General features: G+C 72.1%; 17 protein-coding genes. 15 read left to right on the forward strand and 2 right to left on the reverse strand.

The window, feature by feature from the left end; all coding sequences use genetic code 11:
- The first annotated feature begins 36 nt into the window (after positions 1-36).
- The 9 genes from pepN to GA0074692_RS37070 all read left to right on the forward strand — a co-directional run bounded on the left by pepN (position 37) and on the right by GA0074692_RS37070 (position 10,807).
- Complete coding sequence (gene pepN, locus GA0074692_RS32305) at positions 37-2,553, forward strand: aminopeptidase N (protein ID WP_091651860.1); 2,517 nt, start codon at positions 37-39, stop codon at positions 2,551-2,553.
- A 127-nt stretch (positions 2,554-2,680) separates the two neighbouring features.
- Entirely contained in the window at positions 2,681-3,310 is a 630-nt protein-coding gene (gene nadD, locus GA0074692_RS32310) for a nicotinate-nucleotide adenylyltransferase (RefSeq protein ID WP_091651865.1), read from the forward strand.
- Positions 3,311-3,387: 77 nt separating this feature from the next.
- The gene (rsfS, locus tag GA0074692_RS32315) at positions 3,388-3,801 is read left to right on the forward strand and encodes a ribosome silencing factor (protein ID WP_091651868.1); all 414 of its coding nucleotides are present in this window, start codon (positions 3,388-3,390) and stop codon (positions 3,799-3,801) included.
- Positions 3,798-4,460: a histidine phosphatase family protein gene (locus GA0074692_RS32320; RefSeq protein WP_091651871.1), complete on the forward strand. Its 663-nt coding sequence runs from the start codon at positions 3,798-3,800 to the stop codon at positions 4,458-4,460. The genes rsfS and GA0074692_RS32320 overlap by 4 nt, the downstream gene beginning before the upstream one ends.
- 136 nt (positions 4,461-4,596) lie before the next feature.
- Positions 4,597-5,448 (forward strand): DegV family protein, encoded by an 852-nt coding sequence (locus tag GA0074692_RS32325; RefSeq protein ID WP_091651874.1) that lies wholly within the window; start codon positions 4,597-4,599, stop codon positions 5,446-5,448.
- A 231-nt stretch (positions 5,449-5,679) separates the two neighbouring features.
- The gene (locus GA0074692_RS32330) at positions 5,680-6,507 is read left to right on the forward strand and encodes a ComEA family DNA-binding protein (RefSeq protein ID WP_245730790.1); all 828 of its coding nucleotides are present in this window, start codon (positions 5,680-5,682) and stop codon (positions 6,505-6,507) included.
- A gap of 125 nt (positions 6,508-6,632) precedes the next feature.
- A complete protein-coding gene (locus GA0074692_RS32335) occupies positions 6,633-9,005 on the forward strand; it encodes a ComEC/Rec2 family competence protein (RefSeq protein WP_245730560.1) in 2,373 nt (790 codons plus the stop codon).
- A 165-nt stretch (positions 9,006-9,170) separates the two neighbouring features.
- Positions 9,171-10,151, forward strand: coding sequence for a DNA polymerase III subunit delta (gene holA / locus GA0074692_RS32340; RefSeq protein WP_091651878.1), 981 nt, complete (start codon positions 9,171-9,173; stop codon positions 10,149-10,151).
- Complete coding sequence (locus GA0074692_RS37070) at positions 10,148-10,807, forward strand: hypothetical protein (RefSeq protein WP_245730562.1); 660 nt, start codon at positions 10,148-10,150, stop codon at positions 10,805-10,807. The genes holA and GA0074692_RS37070 overlap by 4 nt, the downstream gene beginning before the upstream one ends.
- A gap of 68 nt (positions 10,808-10,875) precedes the next feature.
- On the opposite strand, the gene rpsT is transcribed toward GA0074692_RS37070, so the two are convergent.
- The gene (gene rpsT / locus GA0074692_RS32350; RefSeq protein ID WP_091651881.1) at positions 10,876-11,142 is read right to left on the reverse strand and encodes a 30S ribosomal protein S20; all 267 of its coding nucleotides are present in this window, start codon (positions 11,140-11,142) and stop codon (positions 10,876-10,878) included.
- A gap of 268 nt (positions 11,143-11,410) precedes the next feature.
- Complete coding sequence (locus GA0074692_RS32355) at positions 11,411-12,415, reverse strand: phosphotransferase (RefSeq protein WP_091654465.1); 1,005 nt, start codon at positions 12,413-12,415, stop codon at positions 11,411-11,413.
- 58 nt (positions 12,416-12,473) lie between these two features.
- Here GA0074692_RS32355 and GA0074692_RS32360 point away from each other — a divergent pair, with 58 nt between their 5' ends.
- From GA0074692_RS32360 to GA0074692_RS32385, 6 genes are all read left to right on the forward strand, one after another.
- The gene (locus GA0074692_RS32360; RefSeq protein WP_091651884.1) at positions 12,474-13,010 is read left to right on the forward strand and encodes a DUF4240 domain-containing protein; all 537 of its coding nucleotides are present in this window, start codon (positions 12,474-12,476) and stop codon (positions 13,008-13,010) included.
- Positions 13,011-13,225: 215 nt separating this feature from the next.
- A complete protein-coding gene (gene lepA, locus GA0074692_RS32365) occupies positions 13,226-15,103 on the forward strand; it encodes a translation elongation factor 4 (protein WP_091651888.1) in 1,878 nt (625 codons plus the stop codon).
- 319 nt (positions 15,104-15,422) lie between these two features.
- Positions 15,423-15,707 (forward strand): GlsB/YeaQ/YmgE family stress response membrane protein, encoded by a 285-nt coding sequence (locus tag GA0074692_RS32370; RefSeq protein ID WP_091651891.1) that lies wholly within the window; start codon positions 15,423-15,425, stop codon positions 15,705-15,707.
- Between the two features lie 186 nt (positions 15,708-15,893).
- Positions 15,894-17,183 (forward strand): sugar ABC transporter substrate-binding protein, encoded by a 1,290-nt coding sequence (locus GA0074692_RS32375; protein ID WP_091651896.1) that lies wholly within the window; start codon positions 15,894-15,896, stop codon positions 17,181-17,183.
- Positions 17,180-18,163, forward strand: coding sequence for a carbohydrate ABC transporter permease (locus tag GA0074692_RS32380; RefSeq protein WP_091651901.1), 984 nt, complete (start codon positions 17,180-17,182; stop codon positions 18,161-18,163). The genes GA0074692_RS32375 and GA0074692_RS32380 overlap by 4 nt, the downstream gene beginning before the upstream one ends.
- Complete coding sequence (locus GA0074692_RS32385; RefSeq protein ID WP_091651904.1) at positions 18,163-19,008, forward strand: carbohydrate ABC transporter permease; 846 nt, start codon at positions 18,163-18,165, stop codon at positions 19,006-19,008. The genes GA0074692_RS32380 and GA0074692_RS32385 overlap by 1 nt, the downstream gene beginning before the upstream one ends.
- Positions 19,009-19,137 lie beyond the last annotated feature (129 nt).

Below are 19,137 nucleotides of genomic sequence, written 5' to 3' on the forward strand. Positions count from 1 at the left end.
AACGCTGTCCGTTCCCTCATCGGGCAGGATAAGCGGATGCCGAGCCTGAGCCGTGTAGAGGCGACTGCGCGTGGCGCGTTGATTACCGTCGAGTCCTACCAGGTGGACCTGGACCTGACCGGTGACAGCGACGACCGCTTCCGCTCCCACGCCACCATCACCTTCCGGGCCACCCCCGGAGCCGGGACCTTCGTCGAGGTCAAGCCCGCCCGGCTGACCCGGGTCCGCCTCAACGACCGCGACCTCGACCCGGGTCTGTTGGTCGACAACCGCCTGCCGCTGACCGAGCTGGCCGCAGTGAACACGCTGACCGTCGAGGCCGAGATGGCGTACTCGAACACCGGCGAGGGCATGCACCGGTTCGTCGACCCGGCGGACGGCGAGACGTACCTCTACGCCATGTCCTTCCTGGACGACGTGCAGCGCATCTTCGCCGCCTTCGACCAGCCCGACCTGAAGGCCCCGGTGACCCTGTCGGTCACCGCCCCACCGGAGTGGACGGTCGCGGCCAACGGACGGCTCGCCGCCAGGCCCCGCCCCGGGCGCTGGGAGTTCGCCCCGACCGCGCCGCTGGCGACGTACTTCTTCAGCCTGATCGCCGGGCCGTACCACGTCCGGCAGACCGAGCACGACGGCATTCCGCTCGGCCTGTACTGCCGACGCTCCCTCGCCACGCACCTGGACGCCGACGCCGAGGAGATCTTCACCGTCACCCGGCAGTGCCTCGACCGGTTCCACCAGCTCTTCGCCGAGCGCTATCCGTTCGACAAGTACGACCAGGCGTTCGTGCCCGAGTTCAACGCCGGGGCGATGGAGAACCCCGGGCTGGTCACCATCCGGGACGACTACGTCTTCCGGTCGGCGGTCACCGACTCGCAGCGCGAACTGCGGGCCACCACGATCGCCCACGAGATGGCCCACATGTGGTTCGGTGACCTGGTCACCATGCGCTGGTGGGACGACCTGTGGCTGAACGAGTCCTTCGCCGAGTATCTCGGGGTCCGGGTCACCGCCGAGGCCACCCGCTTCGACCAGGCGTGGACGACCTTCGCGCTGCGGCGCAAGGCCTGGGGGTACGCCGCCGACCAGCGTCCCTCGACCCATCCGGTCGCCCCGGAGGAGGTCGCCGACGCCGCCGAGGCCCTGCTCAACTTCGACGGCATCTCGTACGCCAAGGGCGCCGGCGTCCTGCGGCAGCTCGTCGCGTGGCTCGGTGACGAGGCCTTCCTCGCCGGCCTGAACGCGCACTTCGCCGCGCACCGCTTCGGCAACGCCACCCTCGCCGACCTGCTCGCCAGCCTGAGCGCCGCCAGCGGGCGCGACCTCGGCGGCTGGGCGGAGAGCTGGCTGCGTCGCCCGGAGGTGAACACCCTGCGGGCCGAGGTGGGCCTGGACGCCGACGGTCGGTACACCGAGGTGGCGATCACGCAGACCGCTCCGGAGACCCACCCGGTGCTGCGGTCGCACCGGATCGGGGTCGGGCTCTACTCGGTCGACGGCACGGTCCAGCGGCAGGAGGTCGACCTCGACCCGGCGACCGACGGGGGGCGTACCGTCCTCTCCGGGTTGACCGGGCAGCCGGCGGCTCGGCTGCTGCTGCCCAACGACGGTGACCTGACCTTCGCCAAGGTACGCCTCGACCCCGCCTCGGCGGACGCCGTACCGCTGGTGCTGCCCGGACTGGCCGACCCGCTGGCCCGCGCGCTGCTCTGGGGTGAGGCGCTGCACGCCGCGATCGACGGGGAACGGCCGGTCACCGCCGTGGTGGCGTTGATCGCGGCGGCGCTGCCCACCGAGACCGAGGTGATCATCGCCGAGGACGTGCTCGGGCTGAGCCGTCCGCTGATCGACCGCTATCTCGAACCGGCGGCGCGGGACGCGGCCCTGGCCGAGGTTGCCGGGGCCTGTCAGCGACTGCTGGCCGCCGCCCCGGCCGGTGGTTCGCTGCAACTCGCCGCCGCCCAGGGGCTCATCGGGGCCAGCACCGACACCGCGCTGCTCGGCGGCTGGCTGGCCGGGGCGGGCGTGCCCGACGGGCTGGCCGTCGACGCCGATCTGCGCTGGGCGCTGCTGCACCGGCTGGCGGTGCTCGGTGCGGTCGGCGAGGCGGAGATCGCCGCCGAGTCGGCCGCCGACCCGAGCGCGACCGGTGCGGTGGAGGCGGTCCGGTGCCGGGCGGCCCTGCCCGACCCGGACGCCAAGCGGCGGGCCTGGGAGATCGTCACCAGGGACACCGACCTGTCCAACCGGCTGGTCGAGGGGGCCGCCGACAACTTCTGGCAGCCCGAGCAGGCCGAGTTGACCGAGCCGTACGTGGCGCGGTACTTCGCCGAGATGCCGGCGGCGGCGACGCTGCGTACCCCGTGGGTGGCCGAGCACGTCGCGAAGCTGGCCTACCCCCGCTACGCGGTGGCGGCGTCGACCCGGGAGTTGGCCGCGGCGCTGCTGAGCCGCGCGGACCTCACCCCCGACCTGCGCCGGGTCGTCATCGACGCCGACGACGACCTGCGGCGTGCCCTGATCGCCCGGACGGCCCGCGCGGTGGCGGCGTAGCACCCAGCCGGGTTGCCGTCTTGCGCACGTCGACCCGGCCGACCCGGGTCTGCGGCAGCGGTCGCTGTGACCGCTGCCGCACCCGCAGGGCAGGTCAGTGGCCTTCCAACGGGCATACGATCACCGGATGGAGGAAGACATCCGGCGAATCGGGATCATGGGTGGCACCTTCGACCCGATCCACCACGGCCACCTCGTGGCGGCCAGCGAGGTCGCCGACCGGTTCGGGCTGGACGAGGTGGTCTTCGTCCCTACCGGGCAGCCGTGGCAGAAGGCCGACGAGCCGGTCAGCCCGGCCGAGGACCGCTACCTGATGACGGTGGTCGCCACCGCCTCCAACCCGCGTTTCCAGGTCAGTCGGGTCGACATCGACCGGGGCGGTCCCACCTACACCGTCGACACGCTGCGTGACCTACAGGCCGAGTACGGCCCGAAGGTGCAGTTGTACTTCATCACCGGGGCGGACGCCCTGGCCCGGATCATCTCCTGGAAGGACCTGGACGAGATCTTCGAGCTGGCCCACTTCATCGGGGTCACCCGGCCGGGGTTCGAACTCTCCGACGCGCACGTGCCCGCCGACACGGTGAGCCTGGTGCAGGTGCCGGCGATGGCGATCTCGTCGACCGACTGCCGGGCCCGGGTCGGGCGCGGCGAACCGGTCTGGTACCTGGTTCCTGACGGTGTGGTGCAGTACATCGCGAAGCGCGGGCTCTACCAGGACCGATCTATGCCTGGTTCGTCCCGACACGTCCGCTAGTCGCCCGGAACTGACGCGTCACTCCCGCGCCGCGTGTGAGACGCTAGGAGAATCGCACGGTTGATCGAAGGAGAACGGTGACAGTTTCCGAACGCGCCCACGAGCTGGCGACCGCGGCCGCCCAGGCCGCAGCCGACAAGAAGGCGCAGGACATCGTCATCATCGACGTGGGCGACCAGCTCGCCATCACCGACGCCTTCCTGCTCGCCTCGGCCCCGAACGAGCGCCAGGTGCTCGCCATCGTGGACGCCATCGAGGAACGGCTGCTGGAACTGCCGGAGAAGGCCAAGCCGGTCCGGCGAGAGGGCGAGCGGGGCGGACGCTGGGTGCTGCTCGACTACGTCGACATCGTGGTGCACGTCCAGCACACCGAAGAGCGGGAGTTCTACGCCCTCGACCGGCTGTGGAAGGACTGTCCGACCATCCCGTTCGTCGACCGGGACCTGGTCGAGGCCGACGCCACCGCCGGTTCCGCGGCCTCCGCCGAATGACCCGACTGATCGTCTGGCGGCACGGCAACACCGACTGGAACAACGCCGGGCGGGTGCAGGGGCAGACCGACGTGCCGCTCAACGAGCGGGGTCGGGAGCAGGCGCTGGCCGCCGCGCCGCTGCTCGCCGCGCTCCGTCCGGACGCCATCGTCTCCAGCGACCTGAGCCGCGCGGCGGACACCGCCGCCGCGCTGGCCGCGCTGACCGGACTGCCGGTACGCACCGATCCGCGGCTGCGGGAACGGTACTTCGGGCACTGGCAGGGACTCCTGACCAGCGAGGTGGCCGAGCGTCACCCCGCCGAGTACGCCCGCTGGCGGGCCGGGGACCCCGACCCGGGCGCCGGGCTGGAGAGCCTCGACGACCTCGGCAAGCGGGTCGGCGCCGGCCTCCGGGCCGCCGCCGACGCGGCCCCGGGCGGGACGGTGGTGGTCGCCACCCACGGCGGCGGGGCCCGCCAGGGCTGCGGCCACCTGCTCGGCTGGGACCACACGGTGCTGGCCACCGTCACTTCCCTGGGCAACTGCCACTGGACGGAGCTGCGGCACGACGAGGTCCGGGGCTGGCAACTGCGGGCCCACAACGTCGGCGTCCCTGCTGTCGGGCTGTCCGCCGCGGCGGTCGGTGCCGGGCCGGCCGCGTCCACCGAGGCGATCTGATCCCTGGCCGGCCGGCCCGGAAGTGCCGGCCGGCGCGACCGGCGGCCCGCAGCGGGAGATCGGGCAGTCGGCGTACCGGATGGCGACCGGCCCGCGCCGGCCGGCGGCCCACAGCGGTATCGACTAGCGTGCGGGCATGCCCGTCGCGGTCGTCACCGACTCCACCGCCTACCTGCCACCCGACCTGGTGCGTGCGCACCGGCTGACCGTGGTGCCGCTGACCGTCGTGCTCAACGGCGCAGAGGGCCTGGAAGGCGTCGAAACCGGCCCCGACGACGCCACCCGGGCCCTCGGCGCCCGCCGGGTCTCGGTGAGCACCTCCCGTCCCGCCCCGGAGCAGTTCGGTCACACGTACCGCCGACTGCTGGCCGCCGGGGCCGACGGGGTGGTGTCCGTGCACCTGTCCGCCGAACTCTCCGGCACGGTCGAGGGCGCCCGTGCCGCCGCCGGCGACCTCGCCGGTCGGGTGGCCGTCGTGGACAGCCGGTCCGCCGGAATGGGCATCGGGTTCCCGGTGCTCGCCGCCGCGCGGGCCGCCGAGCGCGGCGCGGACCTTGCCGGGGTACGCGACGCGGCGCTGGCCGCAGTGGACCGCACCCGCGTCCTGTTCTACGTCGACACGCTGGAGTTCCTGCGCCGAGGCGGCCGGATCAACGCCGCCGAGGCGCTGCTCGGCACGGCCCTCTCGGTCAAGCCGATCATGCACGTGGTCGACGGGACGATCGTGCTGCGGGAGAAGGTCCGTACCGCCAGCCGGGGCGTGGCCCGCCTGGTGGACCTCGCCGTCGAGGCCGCCGGTGACGACCAGGTGGACCTGGCCGTGCACCACCTGGCCGCGCCGGAGCGGGCCGAGCAACTGCTCGAGGCGTTGCGCGTACGGCTCGGCGACCGACTGCACGACACCTACCTGACCGAGGCGGGTGCGGTGGTGGCCGCGCACGCCGGGCCGGGACTGGCGTCGGTGGTGGTGCATCGGCGGTCGGAATGAGCCGCTGGTCGTGGGCGGTCCGGAGGTCGACTAGCACAGCCAGGGCATGATCAGGGCGTTTTCCACAGGAGGGCCCGTCGTCCACAGGTGACCCGGCCGACGGCCTCGCCCCCGCCTTCGCCGGCTTAACGTCGCGCCGTGTCCGACGACCAGGAGACCGAGGTACGCCAACGGCTACGGCGGCTGCTCCCCGTGCCCACTGGTACGCCCGCCGAGCCGCTCCCGCTCTTGGTGCCGGATCGGCCGGGCGGCCCGCCACCGGAAGAAGCCGGCCCGGTCCACCACGGCCATGACCCCGGTCGCGCCGTATTACCGGATGCCCGAATACCCGGCGGCCCGGAGACGGGGTGGCCAGCACCGTCCGGCGATCACGTGTCCGGAGCCGCCCCGCCGGCGATGGCAGCCCGGGCACCGCTGACCGGCCCGGGAGTCTTCGACCCGGGGCGGCGGGGCGTCCGGGCACTCGCCGCGGTCGCGGCCGTGGTGGTGCTCGGGGCCGGCTTCTGGGCCTGGCGGTCCCGGCCGCAGGTGGAGCCGGTGCCGGCGCCGTCGGCATCGGCTGCTCTGCCTGCCGACGCCGCCCCGGCACCGCCGTCGGGCAGCGGCGCGGCCGAACTGGTGGTGGCGGTCGCCGGCCGGGTGCGTCGCCCCGGGCTGGTCCGGCTACCCGCCGGTGCCCGGGTCGCCGACGCGATCGAGGCGGCCGGCGGCGCGCAGCCCGGAGTGGACGTCGCGCTGCTCAACCTGGCCCGCCGGGTCACCGACGGCGAGCTGATTCTCGTCGGGGTCACCCCGCCACCAGGTGCGGGGCCCACCGCGGCGGGGGCGGCCCCGGGTGCGGGCGGCCCGGGGGCACCGGCGGCGGGTGGGAAGGTCAACCTGAACACGGCCACCGTCGCGCAGCTCGACACGCTGCCCGGAGTCGGCCCGGTGCTCGCCCAGCGGATCATCGACCACCGCGACCGGCAGGGCGGTTTCCGGTCGGTCGGCGACCTGCGCCAGGTCGAGGGCATCGGAGACGCCCGGTACGAGCAGCTCAAGGACCTGGTGACGGTGTGACCCGCCCCGGCCGCCCTCCCGCCCGTCCCGGTCCGTCCGCTCGTCCTGCTCCGCCTGCTCGTCCTGCTCCGTCCGCTTGGCCCGGTCCGTCCGGTCCGCCCGGCACCCCGCTGCCGTCGGTCGGGGTGGGGGAGGAGCAGGACCGGCCGCCCGACCTGCGGCTGGCCGGGCTCGCCGTGGCGACCTGGCTGACCGCCCTCACCGGACTGCACCTCTCCGCCCCGATGGGACTGCTGCTCGCCGGGGCTGCCGCCGGCCTCGCTGGTGCGCTCGTCGCCCACCTGCGCGGATGGCTCGGGCGGCCACCCGACTCCGTTCGGCGGTATGGGTGGATCGCCGTCGCCGTACTGCTTGGCGTGGTCTGTGGCGGCGCGGCGACCAGCGCCCGGCTGACGGCCCGCGACGCGGCCGTGATCCGTACGCTGGCCCAGACCCGGGCCTCGGTCACCGCCGACCTGGTGGTCCGGGACGATCCGCGTCCGGTCCGGGGCGCGGCCGGACGCCCGGCCATGCTGCTGATCTCGGCCGACCTGGTCACCGTGACCGGACCGGACGGCCGACGGGTCAGTGCCCCGATCCGCACCCTGGTGCTCGCCACCGACCCGGCCTGGCGTGCGCTCCTGCCCGGTCAGCGGTTGACCGCCGAGGGCCGGCTCGCCGAGCCGCGCGGCGGGGACCTGACCGGGGCGGTGCTCAGCGCCACCGGTCCACCGACGCCGCGCGGTGCCCCCGGCTGGGCGCAGCGGGCCGCCGGCACGCTTCGCGCCGGGTTGCAACGGGCCTGTACGCCGCTGCCGGACGACCCGGGTGGGCTGCTCCCTGGCCTGGTGGTCGGCGACACCAGCCGATTACCGCCGGCCGTGGAGGAGGACTTCCGGGCCACCGGCATGACCCACCTGAACGCCGTCTCCGGCTCCAACGTGGCGATCGTGGTGGGCGCGGTGCTCCTACTCGCCCGCTGGGCACGGGCCGGTCCCCGGTTGGCGGTCGCCTGCTGCGGGCTCGCCCTGGTCGGCTTCGTCATCCTGGTCCGTCCGTCGCCGAGCGTGGTGCGGGCCGCCACCATGGGCGCGATCGGGCTGGCCGCACTCGCCGCCGGACGGCCCCGGGTCGCGCTGCCCGCCCTGGCCGCCGCGGTGACCGTGCTCGTGCTGGTCGACCCGGAACTGGCCGGTGACCCGGGGTTCGCCCTCTCCGTCCTGGCCACCGCCGGACTGCTGCTGCTCGCGCCCCGGTGGCGCGACGGACTGCGTCGCCGGGGCGTGCCAGCCGGCCTGGCCGAGGCGCTCGCCGTGCCGGCCGCCGCCCAACTCGCCTGCGGGCCAGTGGTCGCGGGGCTCTCCAGCACGGTCAGCCTGGTGGCCGTCCCGGCGAATCTGCTCGCGGTGCCGGCGATCGCGCCCGCCACGGTGCTGGGCGTGGTGGCCGCCCTGCTCTCCCCGGTCTGGCCCGCCGCCGCCGAGTTCGCCGCCTGGCTGGCGAGCTGGCCGGCGTGGTGGCTGGTCAGCGTCGCCCGGTACGGCGCGCGCCTGCCGGCGGGCACCCTGCCCTGGCCGGGCGGGGTCGCCGGAGGGTTGCTGCTGGCGGCGCTGACCGTCGCGCTGCTGGTGGCCGTTCGCCGGCCGGTGGTTCGTCGGCTGGTCGCCGTGGTGGCGGTCGCCGCCGTGCTGGGCGCGCTGCCGGTCCGGCTGGTGGCGAGCGGATGGCCGCCGGCGGGCTGGGTGGTCGCGGTGTGCGCGGTCGGCCAGGGTGACCTGGTGGTGCTCCCGGTGGCGGCGGGTCGGGCCGTGGTGGTGGACGCCGGCCCCGACCCGGCCGCCGCCGACGGCTGTCTGCGCCGGCTCGGCGTACGACAGGTGTCGTTGCTCGTGGTCAGTCACTTCCACGCCGACCACACCGCCGGTGTGACCGGGGTGTTTCGGGATCGGCGGGTCACGGCGGTGGTCACCCCGCAGTGGCCGGAGCCGGCGGCCGGCCGGGAACTCGTCGAGGTGACGGCGACGGTGGGCGGGACACCGGTGCGGCCAGCCGGGGACGGCTGGACGTTTCGTGATGGTCGGGTGGAGTTGGGCCTGCTCGGTCCGCCGTACCCGATGCGCGGCACCCGCTCCGACCCGAACAACAACTCCGTGATGCTGCTCGCCCGGGTGGACGGGGTGCGGATCCTGCTCGCCGGGGACGCCGAGACCGAGGAGCAGCGGGCGGTGCTGGACCGGACGCCGCCCGATGCGCTCCGGGTCGACGTGCTGAAGGTAGCCCACCACGGATCCGCCTACCAGGATCCGACCTTCCTCGACGCGACCCGTCCGGCGGTGGCGCTGGTGCCGGTGGGCGTCGACAACGACTACGGGCACCCGAGTCCGGCCGTGTTGTCGAGGCTGGCCCGGGGCGGGGCCCGGGTGCTGCGGACCGACACCCAGGGAGACCTGGCCGTGGTGGCCGCCAATGGACGCCTAGCGGTGGTGGCGCGGGGAACGGACCCGGGACGCCGTCCCTGAAGCGGTTCGGAAAGCGGGAGGCTGGCTCGTCTTTGTGGCCTACCCATGGATCATATTGACCGCATGGGTGGCGGATTGAGTTAGATGTCTGGATTTGCACTGAGTGCGGGCTCTGCCGTCGCGGCGATGGCGAGCAGGCACGATGCGCTTCCGGAGCGTGCGAATATGGGCGGCGTGACCCCCGCCAGCCTCGCACCCATTCTGCTCGTCCTCGGTGACGAGGAGTTGCTCGCCACGCGCGCCGTCGCCCAGGCCGTCGCCGAGACCCGTGCCATCGACCCCGACGTGGACGTCCGGGAGTACCAGGCCGGCAGCCTGACCGTCGGCGAGATCGCCGAGATGATCAGCCCCTCGCTCTTCGGCGGGCGGCGGGTGCTGGTCCTCCGGTCCGGCCAAGACGCCCGCAAGGACCTGGCGGCCGCGCTGCTGGCGTACGCGAAGGATCCGGAACCGGACGTCCGCCTGGTCGTCCTGCACCTGGGAGGGGCCAAGGGCAAGGCCTTCGCCGACGGCCTACGGGCTGCGGGCGCCCAGGTGGTCCCCGCCGCGAAGCTCAAGGGGGACCGGGAACGCGTGGCCTTCGTCCGGGACGAGATCCGCCGGGCCGGGGGCAGATGCACCGACGACGCCGCCCACGCGCTGCTTGCCGCCGTCGGCAACGACCTGCGCGAGCTGGCTGCGGCCTGTTCGCAGCTCATGGCCGACACCGACGGGCGGATCGGGGCCGACACGGTGGCCCGCTACTACCGGGGGCGGGCCGAGGTGAGCGGCTTCACCGTCGCCGACGCCGTGATGGTCGGTGACGTGCCGGCCGCGCTGGAGGCGCTGCGCTGGGCCCTGCACGTCGGGGTCGACCCGGTTCCGATCGCCGACGCGATCGCCGACGGGGTGCGGACGGTGGCCCGGGTGGCCTCGGCCGGTCGGGGCAGCCCGTACCAGCTCGCGAGCAGTCTCGGTATGCCGGGCTGGAAGATCGAACGGGCACAGCGGCAGGCCCGGGGCTGGACCCCGGAGGGGCTGGTCCTGGCGATGCGGGTGGCCGCCGAGTGCAACGCGGCGGTCAAGGGCGGCGCGGACGACCGGGCGTACGCGCTGGAACGAGCGGTCTTCTCAGTGGCGGCGGCCCGGCAGGGCAGTGCTCGGTGACCGGACCGACGCGGACCGGCTGGGCGACTCTCGCGGCGGACGAGGAGCGGTACCGCCCGTTGTACGCCCGGGTTCTCGGGCTGCGGTTCGTCAACCCCGGTGGGGTGCTCTGCTTCCTCTTCTTCGAGGGCGCGGTGGCGCTGGCCGCCCTGCTCGCCCTCGCCGAGCTGGTGAGCTGGTGGTCCGTACTGCTGCTGCCGGCCGCGGTGGCGGTGATGGTCAAGCTGAACGACGTGGTGGCGGCCTCGGTGGTCCGCTCCGCCTCCCTCGTCCCCGAACAGGAGCGGGACCGGTTCCGCCGGCAGATGGAGCCGGCGGTGGGACGGGCCCCGGTGCCAGCCCGAGTGACGCGCCGGTCGGGCCGGCAGGACGCCGCCCCGGTCAACCATCCCGTCGACCCGGAGACCGGCCGGGCCTGGTGGATCCCCGGTGAGGTGGTGTCGACCCGCCAGAGCCGCGATCCGGAGGCTCGCCAGAGCCGCGTTCCGGGGACTCGGGCGGGCGACGGTGGTCAGGGTCGGCGGACCGTGCCCGGGCGGGGGAACGCCCCGGAACGGCTGGCTGTCGAGCCAGCACAGGGGCACGCCGACCCGGACCGGCGGGCTGCCGAGTCCGGCCGGTGGCGCCCGAAGCCGCCCCGCCCGACCCGGCCCTGACCCGGGAAGAGCCGGAACCCCCAGGCCGATCGGCCCGGGGGTTCCCGGTCAGGGCGTACGTCGCCGGATCAGGCGGCGAGGGAGCCCACGCGCTTGGCGATCGCGGACTTGCGGTTCGCGGCCTGGTTGGCGTGGATCACACCCTTGCTGGCGGCCTTGTCCAGCTTCTTCGAGGCGTCGCGCATGAGCACGGCGGCCTTCTCGGTGTCGCCGGCCTCGACGGCCTCGTTGAACTTGCGGATGGCGGTCTTCAGCGACGACTTGACCGACTTGTTACGCAGCCGGCGCTTCTCGTTCTGCCGGTTGCGCTTGATCTGGGACTTGATGTTCGCCACGCGACAGCCTCGTCTTGATAGCTCGGGTTCTGGGTCTGCATCGCGCGCGACGAGCATGCGTCATCGCTGCGCGAAAAGCCAGGTTACCAGGTCCCTCGGGACGAGCCAAAAACGGGCAGGCGGGCCGGTGGGCCGCAGCAGTACGGCCGACCAGGCACGCGCACCACGCCGTGCGGGCGACCGGGCACGGCCGCGGGGGCGACCAGGCACGCGCACCACGCCGCGCGGCCGGTACGCGGCGACGGTCAGGCCGGCGGGCTGGTGCCGGTCAGCGCTCCGGCCGGTGCCAGCCGCGCCGTTCGGCGAGCCAGTCGAGGGCGAGGCCACCGCTGAACAGGCGGTGCGCCCGGATCTGCGGCGAGGCGGTGCCGGGCGCGGCGTTGGCGCCGGTGAGGTAGTAGCCGGACAGGGCCGCCAGCGCGGCGTCCAGCGCGTCCGGCGGGGCCCCGGCCGCCGCCGGATGGCCGGCGAAGAGAGCATCCGCGTCCAGGCCGCTGCCGTACGCGGTGAGCAGCAGGCCGACCAGGTCGAACCAGGCCGGTCCCTGGCACAGCCAGGTCCAGTCGCAGAACCACGCCCGACCGGTCCGGTCGATCAGCACGTTGTCCAGTCGCAGGTCGCCGTGGGCCAGGCCGCTGGTCTGCGCGTACCCGACCAGCAGCGACTCCAGCCGGACCAGTTCGGGCAGGACCGCCGCCCAGCCGGCGGCGGTCGGGGGTGGCCCCGGATACGGCTCCCGCCCGGCGGCGACCTCCCGCCACCAGGTGAGGTCCGCCCAGGCCAGGTCGGCGAGGCGGGGCAGGCCCACCCCGAGCAGGTCGGCCGGGGGATCGGCGAGCGCGGCGGCGACCTCGGCGTACCCGGCGAGGGTGGCGGTGAGGTCGGCAGCGGACCAGGGCAACTCCGGCACCCGCCCGTCGATCGCGGTCGACCCCACCGCGAACCAGCCGGCCGCGTGCAGCGTCCACCGGGGGCGGGGCACCGGCAGGTCGGCCGGGAGCCGGTCGAGGATGGCGATCTCGCGGGCGTACCAGTCGACCAGGTGGGGTTGCTCAGCCGTCGACGCCGCCTTGACGAAGACCCGCGCCCCGTCGGTGCTCTCCAGCACACCGGCGAAACCCCGGGTGAAGCCGGCGGACGCGACCCGGGCCGACCGCACCGGTGCGCCGAGCCGCGCGGCGACCGCGTCGCGCAGCCCGGCCGGCAGGTCCGCCCAGGCCGGACGCTCGGCGGTGACCGCGTACGACACCGGGGGCAACGAGACCGCGCGCATGGCCTCCATGGTGCCGCGTGGTCGGGTCGTACCGCATGCTCTGTCAGACTGCGACCTCATGAGGACCGACGACTTCTGGCAGTTGATCGACCGGGCCCGGGAGGGCGCCGGCGGGGAACCCGAGGCGGTCGCCGCCCGCGCGGTCGCCCTGCTCGCCGAGCGGAACCCGGAGGAGATCGTCGGGTACGCGAGCCACCAGCGGCGGGTGCTGGCCGCCTCGTACCGGGTCGACCTCTGGGGCGCGGCGTACCTGATCAACGGCGGCGCCTCGGACGACGGCTTCGAGTACTTCCGGGGCTGGCTGATGACCCAGGGCCGGGCGGTGTACGCCCGGGCGGTCGCCGACCCGGACTCGCTGGCCGAGCTGCCCCGGGTCCGGGCCGCCGCGCTCAGCGGCGAGGAGTTCGAGTGTGAGGAGATGCTGGCGGTGCCCTGGGAGGCGTACCGGAAGGCGACCGCTGCGGAGCTGCCGGCGGACCGGGACCCGGTCACCGCGCCGGACCTGAACGACTTCTGGGACTTCGACGACGAGGAGGAGGCCCGGCGGCACCTGCCCCGGCTGGCCGCTCTCTTCACCGAACCCCCCGCCGAGTGATCACCCCGCCCCTCCCTCGCCTGTGCCTCCGCCGCCGGCTTCGGTGGTAGCAGGGGTCCCCTGCTCATCAAAAAGCGGTAGCAGGGGACCCTTGCTACCACGAGAGCGGGAGGGCGTGGAGGAGCGCTCCGACTGTGTCCGGGGGGACGTGGGAGCATAGAGGGGGCCGGCGTCATGCCGGCCTGCTCACGTCACGCCGACCAGAACGGACCGCTGTGCCACCGATGCTCGACTCCGGCGCGAACGCTCCTGGTGCCACCGACCCGGGGCGCATCAGGAATTTCTGCATCATCGCCCACATCGACCACGGGAAGTCGACCCTGGCCGACCGGATGCTCCAGCTCACCGAGGTGGTGGATCCCCGGCAGATGCGCGCGCAGTACCTCGACCGGATGGACATCGAGCGGGAGCGCGGCATCACCATCAAGAGCCAGGCGGTCCGGATGCCGTGGACCGTCCGGGAGGGCGAGCGCAAGGGCGAGCACGCCGTCCTGAACATGATCGACACTCCGGGGCACGTGGACTTCACCTACGAGGTGTCCCGCTCGCTCGCCGCCTGTGAGGGCGCGGTGCTGCTGGTCGACGCCGCGCAGGGCATCGAGGCGCAGACCCTGGCGAACCTCTACCTGGCGCTCGAGAACGACCTGCACGTCATCCCAGTGCTCAACAAGATTGACCTGCCGGCCGCCCAGCCGGAGAAGTACGCCGAGGAGCTGGCCCACCTGATCGGCTGCCAGCCGGAGGACTGCATCCGGGTCTCCGGCAAGACCGGCGAGGGCGTGCCGTACCTGCTGGACGAGATCGTCCGGCAGTTCATCCCGCCGGTCGGCGAGGCCGAGTCTCCGGCCCGCGCGATGATCTTCGACTCGGTGTATGACGTCTACCGGGGCGTGGTCACCTACGTCCGGGTGATCGACGGACGGATCAGTGCCCGCGACCGGATCAAGATGATGTCCACCGGCGCGGTGCACGAGCTGCTGGAGATCGGCGTCATCTCCCCGGAGATGAAGAAGGCCGACGCGCTCGGCGTCGGCGAGGTGGGTTACCTGATCACCGGCGTGAAGGACGTCCGCCAGTCCCGGGTCGGTGACACCGTCACCATCAACACCCGGCCGGCGTCCGAGGCGCTCGGTGGCTACAAGGATCCGAAGCCGATGGTCTACTCGGGTCTCTACCCGATCGACGGCTCGGACTACCCGAACCTGCGGGACGCGCTGGACAAGCTGAAGCTCAACGACGCCGCCCTGACGTACGAGCCGGAGACCTCGGGCGCGCTCGGCTTCGGCTTCCGTTGCGGCTTCCTCGGCCTGCTGCACCTGGAGATCATCCGGGAGCGGCTGGAGCGGGAGTTCAACCTCGACCTGATCTCCACCGCCCCGAACGTGGTCTACCGGGCGATCCAGGAGGACGGCGAGGAAATCGTGGTCACCAACCCGAGCGAGTACCCGACCGGCAAGATCGCCGAGGTGTACGAGCCGACGGTACGGGCCACCGTGCTCACCCCGAACGACTACGTCGGCGCGGTGATGGAGCTCTGCCAGGGCCGGCGGGGCAGCCTGCTCGGCATGGACTACCTCTCCGCCGACCGGGTGGAGCTGCGCTACACGCTGCCCCTCGCGGAGATCATCTTCGACTTCTTCGACCAGCTCAAGAGCCGGACGAAGGGTTACGCCTCGCTCGACTACGAGCCCTCCGGCGAGCAGGCGTCCGACCTGGTGAAGGTGGACATCCTCCTGCACGGCGAGCCGGTCGACGCGTTCAGCGCGATCGTGCACAAGGACAAGGCGTACAACTACGGCACCACGATCGCCGCGAAGCTGCGCACCCTGATCCCGCGCCAGCAGTTCGAGGTGCCGATCCAGGCGGCTATCGGCAGCCGGGTGATCGCCCGGGAGACCATCCGTGCGATCCGTAAGGACGTGCTCGCCAAGTGTTACGGCGGTGACATCAGCCGGAAGCGCAAGCTGCTGGAGAAGCAGAAGGAGGGCAAGAAGCGGATGAAGATGGTCGGCCGGGTGGAGGTGCCGCAGGAGGCCTTCATCGCCGCCCTCTCTTCCGACAGCGGTGACGGCAAGGCTGCCGGAAAGAAGTAGTCCCTACAGTTAGTCACTCTCCGTATCAGATTTGCGGGCCGGGTCGGCCCGCTCATGGCGCCTCCACGAGCCGCCCGACGCTGCGTCCCGCGTACCGGAAGGAATTTCCGGCACTGCGCCCGACGCGGCGCCGGGCGGCTCGAATCTTCTCTGACCTGGGGTTTCTCCGAGCTTTCAGGTGGCTCTCAGGTTGCCGGCGGTCGGGTGCCGGTTGCCTGATGTCCGGTTGTGCCGGTTTGAGATTTCGGCGCCCAGGGAACTTAGCGGTCACGACAGGAACGACACACCACGTGACACAACACATTGGAGGAGGGCGACCGTGGAGCTCACCGTCTGGGGAATCATCACTGCGCTCATCGTTGGTCTCATCGTCGGCGCGCTCGGCCGTCTGGTCGTCCCGGGCCGGCAGAACATGCCGATCTGGCTGCACATGCTGATCGGTGTCGGCGCCGCGCTGCTGGGCACGATCGTGGCCCGCGCGCTCGGTGTCGCGAACACCGCGGGCATCGACTGGGTCGAACTGCTGTTCCAGGTCGCCTTCGCCGCCATCGGTGTCGCGCTGGTCGCCGGTTCCGGCCGTCGTCGCCACGTCACGCACCGGTAACGGCATCGTCGCATCACGCATCGGTAACAGCCCCATATCAACCACAAAGGAGTCCCCGGCCGATCGGCCGGGGACTCCTGCTGTCTGTTGTACGGTCGCCTCGCGTCCACCCCTGTCGTAAAAGAATTTTACCGGCTAAGGTGCGGCGGAGAAGGTTTGTGCCAGACGGCGCGAGGGAGAAGTGGCGTGAACAGGTGGAAACGGCTGGCTCCGGTCACCGCCGTCGTGGCCTCGGCCGCGATGTTGATCGCCGGCTGCGGTGGCTCCGACGAGGGTGAGTCAGCTGATAACAGCAAGTTGACGGTCTGGATGATGGGCGAGGGAAGCGAGGCGCAGACCGCCTTCCTCGACGGCGTCGAGGCCGAGTTCAAGAAGAAGCACCCCGAGACCGACGTGGTGGTCCAGTACATTCCGTGGCTCGAGGCGCCGAAGAAGTTCCAGGCCGCGCTCGCCGGCGGTGAGGGGCCGGACATCACCGAGCTCGGCAACACCGAGACGCAGGGTTGGGCCGCGCAGGAGGCGCTGGCCGACCTCAGCGGCCGGATGGACGGCTGGGCCGACGGCAAGGACATCCTTCCCGACCTGGTGAAGAACGCCCAGCTCGACGGCAAGCAGTACGGCCTGCCCTGGTACGCGGGCGTGCGGGCGATGTACTACCGCACCGACTGGTTCGCCGAGGCCGGCGTGCAGCCGCCGACGACCTGGGACCAGTTGGTCGCCGCCGCCAAGGCCGTGCAGGCCAAGAAGCCGAACACCTACGGCATCGCCCTGCCGGGTAACTCCGAGCTGCCCTTCTACTCGTTCCTCTGGAGCGCCGGCGCGGAGATTGCCACCAAGGAGGGCGACACCTGGAAGTCCGGCTACAACACGCCGGAGGCCCAGAAGGCGGTCAAGTTCTGGACCGACATGGTGACCGTGCACAAGGTCGCCCCGCCGGCCGCCGCCGGGTGGAACGAGATCGATGCCCGGACCCAGTTCGCCACCGGCAAGGCGGCGATGGCGTTCGCCGGAAGCTGGCAGCAGGGCGCCATCAAGAAGGACAACCCCGAGATCGAGAAGGTCTGGGGCACCTTCCCCATCCCCGGCCCGGACGGCAAGCCGGCCCCGGCCTTCGCCGGTGGCTCCGACCTGGGCATCTGGGAGGACAGCGAGCGCAAGGACCTCGCCTGGGACTACCTCACCGTGCTGCTGAACAAGAAGAACGCCAAGACCTTCGCCGACAGCCTCGGCTTCTTCCCGGTCTACTCCGACCTGGTCGGCGGCGGTGAGTACGCCAACGACAAGGTCATGGGCGCGTTCGCCACCACGCTCCAGAACACCAAGCTCACGCCGCTCACCCCGAAGTGGGTGGAGGTCAGCCGGACCAAGACGGTGACCCAGGCGATGAACAGCTCGGTGATGAAGGGGCAGAAGACGGTGGAGCAGGCCACCGCCGACGCGGCGGCCGAGATGGAAAGCATCCTCAACGCCAAGTGAGCACCCTGACCGACACACCGAAGGTCGCCGCCGGGCGGGATACCCCCGCGCGGCGGCGGCCCCGGGTGGACCGCCTGCCGTATCTGCTGCTCCTGCCCTGCCTGGCGATCATCGCCGTGTTGCTGCTCTGGCCACTCGGCCAGGTCGTGTGGATGTCCTTCCACCGGCTCAACAACGTCCGGCAGCTGCGCGGCGACCGGGAGTGGCCGTGGATTGGGCTGGAGAACTACGTCCAGATCCTCACCGACCCGTTCTTCCGGACGGTGCTGCGCAACACCGTGCTCTTCGCGGTGGCCAACGTGGCGCTGACGATGATCCTGGGCACCCTGGTCGGGCTGCTGCTCAACCGGCTCGGCAAGCGGATGGCGACCTTCGTCGGCAGTTGCGTGATGCTCGCCTGGGCCACCCCGGCGCTGACCGGCACGATCGTCTGGAAGTGGATCTTCGACGACACCAGCGGTCTGGTCACCTGGCTGTTCAACGCGCTGCCGGACGGGCTGTCCCAGGCGCTCTTCGGCCGCACCGACTGGACCGGCTACGGCTGGTTCAACTCGCCGCTGCTCTTCTTCGCCATCCTCACCCTGGTGGTGGTCTGGCACTCGTTCCCGTTCATCGCGGTCAGCGTGCTCGCCGGGTTGAAGAGCGTGCCGAGCGAACTGCACGAGGCGGCCCGGGTCGACGGTGCCGGCCCGTGGCGGGTCTTCTGGAAGGTCACCTTCCCGCTGCTGCGACCGGTCTTCGGCATCCTGATCGTGCTCTCCACCATCTGGGACTTCAAGGTCTTCACCCAGCAGTTCGTGCTGGCCGGTGGCACCCAGGACCGTCCGACCTTCATGCTCTCCATCTACTCCTACGCGGAGGCGTTCTCGCCGCCGCCGAAGTACGGCCTGGGCGCGGCCATCGCGGTGATCCTCACCCTGATCCTGCTCGTGGTGACCGGCTTCTACGTCCGCATGGTGCTCAAGCAGGAGGAGGAGTGATGCGCGGCACCCCCGTGAGGCGGATCGCCCTCAACGGCGCCGGGCTGCTGGTGGCCCTCTTCGCGGCCTTCCCCGTCTACTGGATGATCGCGACGTCGCTCAAGCCGAACCGGGAGATCTTCTCCTCGACGCCGCGACCGGTGCCGACCGCGCCGACCCTGGACCATTACCGGGACATCCTCACCGGCAACCTGATCCCCGGGGTCACCTTCGCGGACTTCTTCCTCAACAGCGTCCTGGTGGCCGGGGCGACCGTGCTGCTCAGCGGCCTGGTGGCGCTGCTCGCCGCCACCGCAGTGGCCCGGTTCCGGTTCAAGCTTCGGACCAGCTTCCTGATCATGCTGCTGATCGTCCAGATGATCCCGCTGGAGGCGCTGGTCATCCCGCTGTTCCTGATGATCCAGCGGCTCGGCCTGTACAACACCTTGCCCAGCCTGATCCTCACCTACCTCGGCTTCTCGCTGCCGTTCGCGGTCTGGATGCTGCGTGGCTTCGTGGCGGCCGTGCCGAAGGAACTGGAGGAGGCGGCGGCGATCGACGGGGCCAGCCGCGCGCAGATCTTCCGGAAGATCCTCTTCCCGCTGGTCGCTCCCGGTCTGGTGGCGACGAGCATCTTCTCCTTCATCACCGCCTGGAACGAGCTGATCTTCGCGTTGACCTTCATCAACGACCAGGACCGGTACACGCTCCCGGTGGCGATGACGTTCTTCTTCGGCCGGGACGACACGGCGTGGGGCCCGGTGATGGCCGCCTCCACCATCTTCACCCTGCCGGTGATCATCTTCTTCCTGGTGGTCCAGCGCCGGATGGTCTCCGGCCTGGTCGCGGGCGCGGTCAAGGGTTGAGGCGGCGGTTGAGGTGGTAGCAGGGGACCCTTGTTACCGCTTTTTGCGGAGCAGGGGACCCCTGCAAACACCTCAACCGCCGCCCACCCACCGCACCCGCCCGGCTGACCAGCCTGGCCAGCCGGCAGA

The sequence above is a fragment of the Micromonospora pallida genome, assembly GCF_900090325.1.
Classification (GTDB): domain Bacteria; phylum Actinomycetota; class Actinomycetes; order Mycobacteriales; family Micromonosporaceae; genus Micromonospora; species Micromonospora pallida.

What these genes read in the sequence shown, in the direction of transcription:
- GA0074692_RS32325 (WP_091651874.1), top strand. Translation starts at nt 4,597, where the DNA reads ATGCCCGTCGCGGTCGTCACCGACTCCACCGCCTACCTGCCACCCGAC.
- GA0074692_RS32355 (WP_091654465.1), bottom strand. Translation starts at nt 12,415, where the DNA reads ATGCGCGCGGTCTCGTTGCCCCCGGTGTCGTACGCGGTCACCGCCGAG.
- GA0074692_RS32385 (WP_091651904.1), top strand. Translation starts at nt 18,163, where the DNA reads ATGCGCGGCACCCCCGTGAGGCGGATCGCCCTCAACGGCGCCGGGCTG.
- GA0074692_RS32320 (WP_091651871.1), top strand. Translation starts at nt 3,798, where the DNA reads ATGACCCGACTGATCGTCTGGCGGCACGGCAACACCGACTGGAACAAC.
- pepN (WP_091651860.1), top strand. Translation starts at nt 37, where the DNA reads ATGCCGAGCCTGAGCCGTGTAGAGGCGACTGCGCGTGGCGCGTTGATT.
- holA (WP_091651878.1), top strand. Translation starts at nt 9,171, where the DNA reads ATGGGCGGCGTGACCCCCGCCAGCCTCGCACCCATTCTGCTCGTCCTC.
- GA0074692_RS32360 (WP_091651884.1), top strand. Translation starts at nt 12,474, where the DNA reads ATGAGGACCGACGACTTCTGGCAGTTGATCGACCGGGCCCGGGAGGGC.
- nadD (WP_091651865.1), top strand. Translation starts at nt 2,681, where the DNA reads ATGGAGGAAGACATCCGGCGAATCGGGATCATGGGTGGCACCTTCGAC.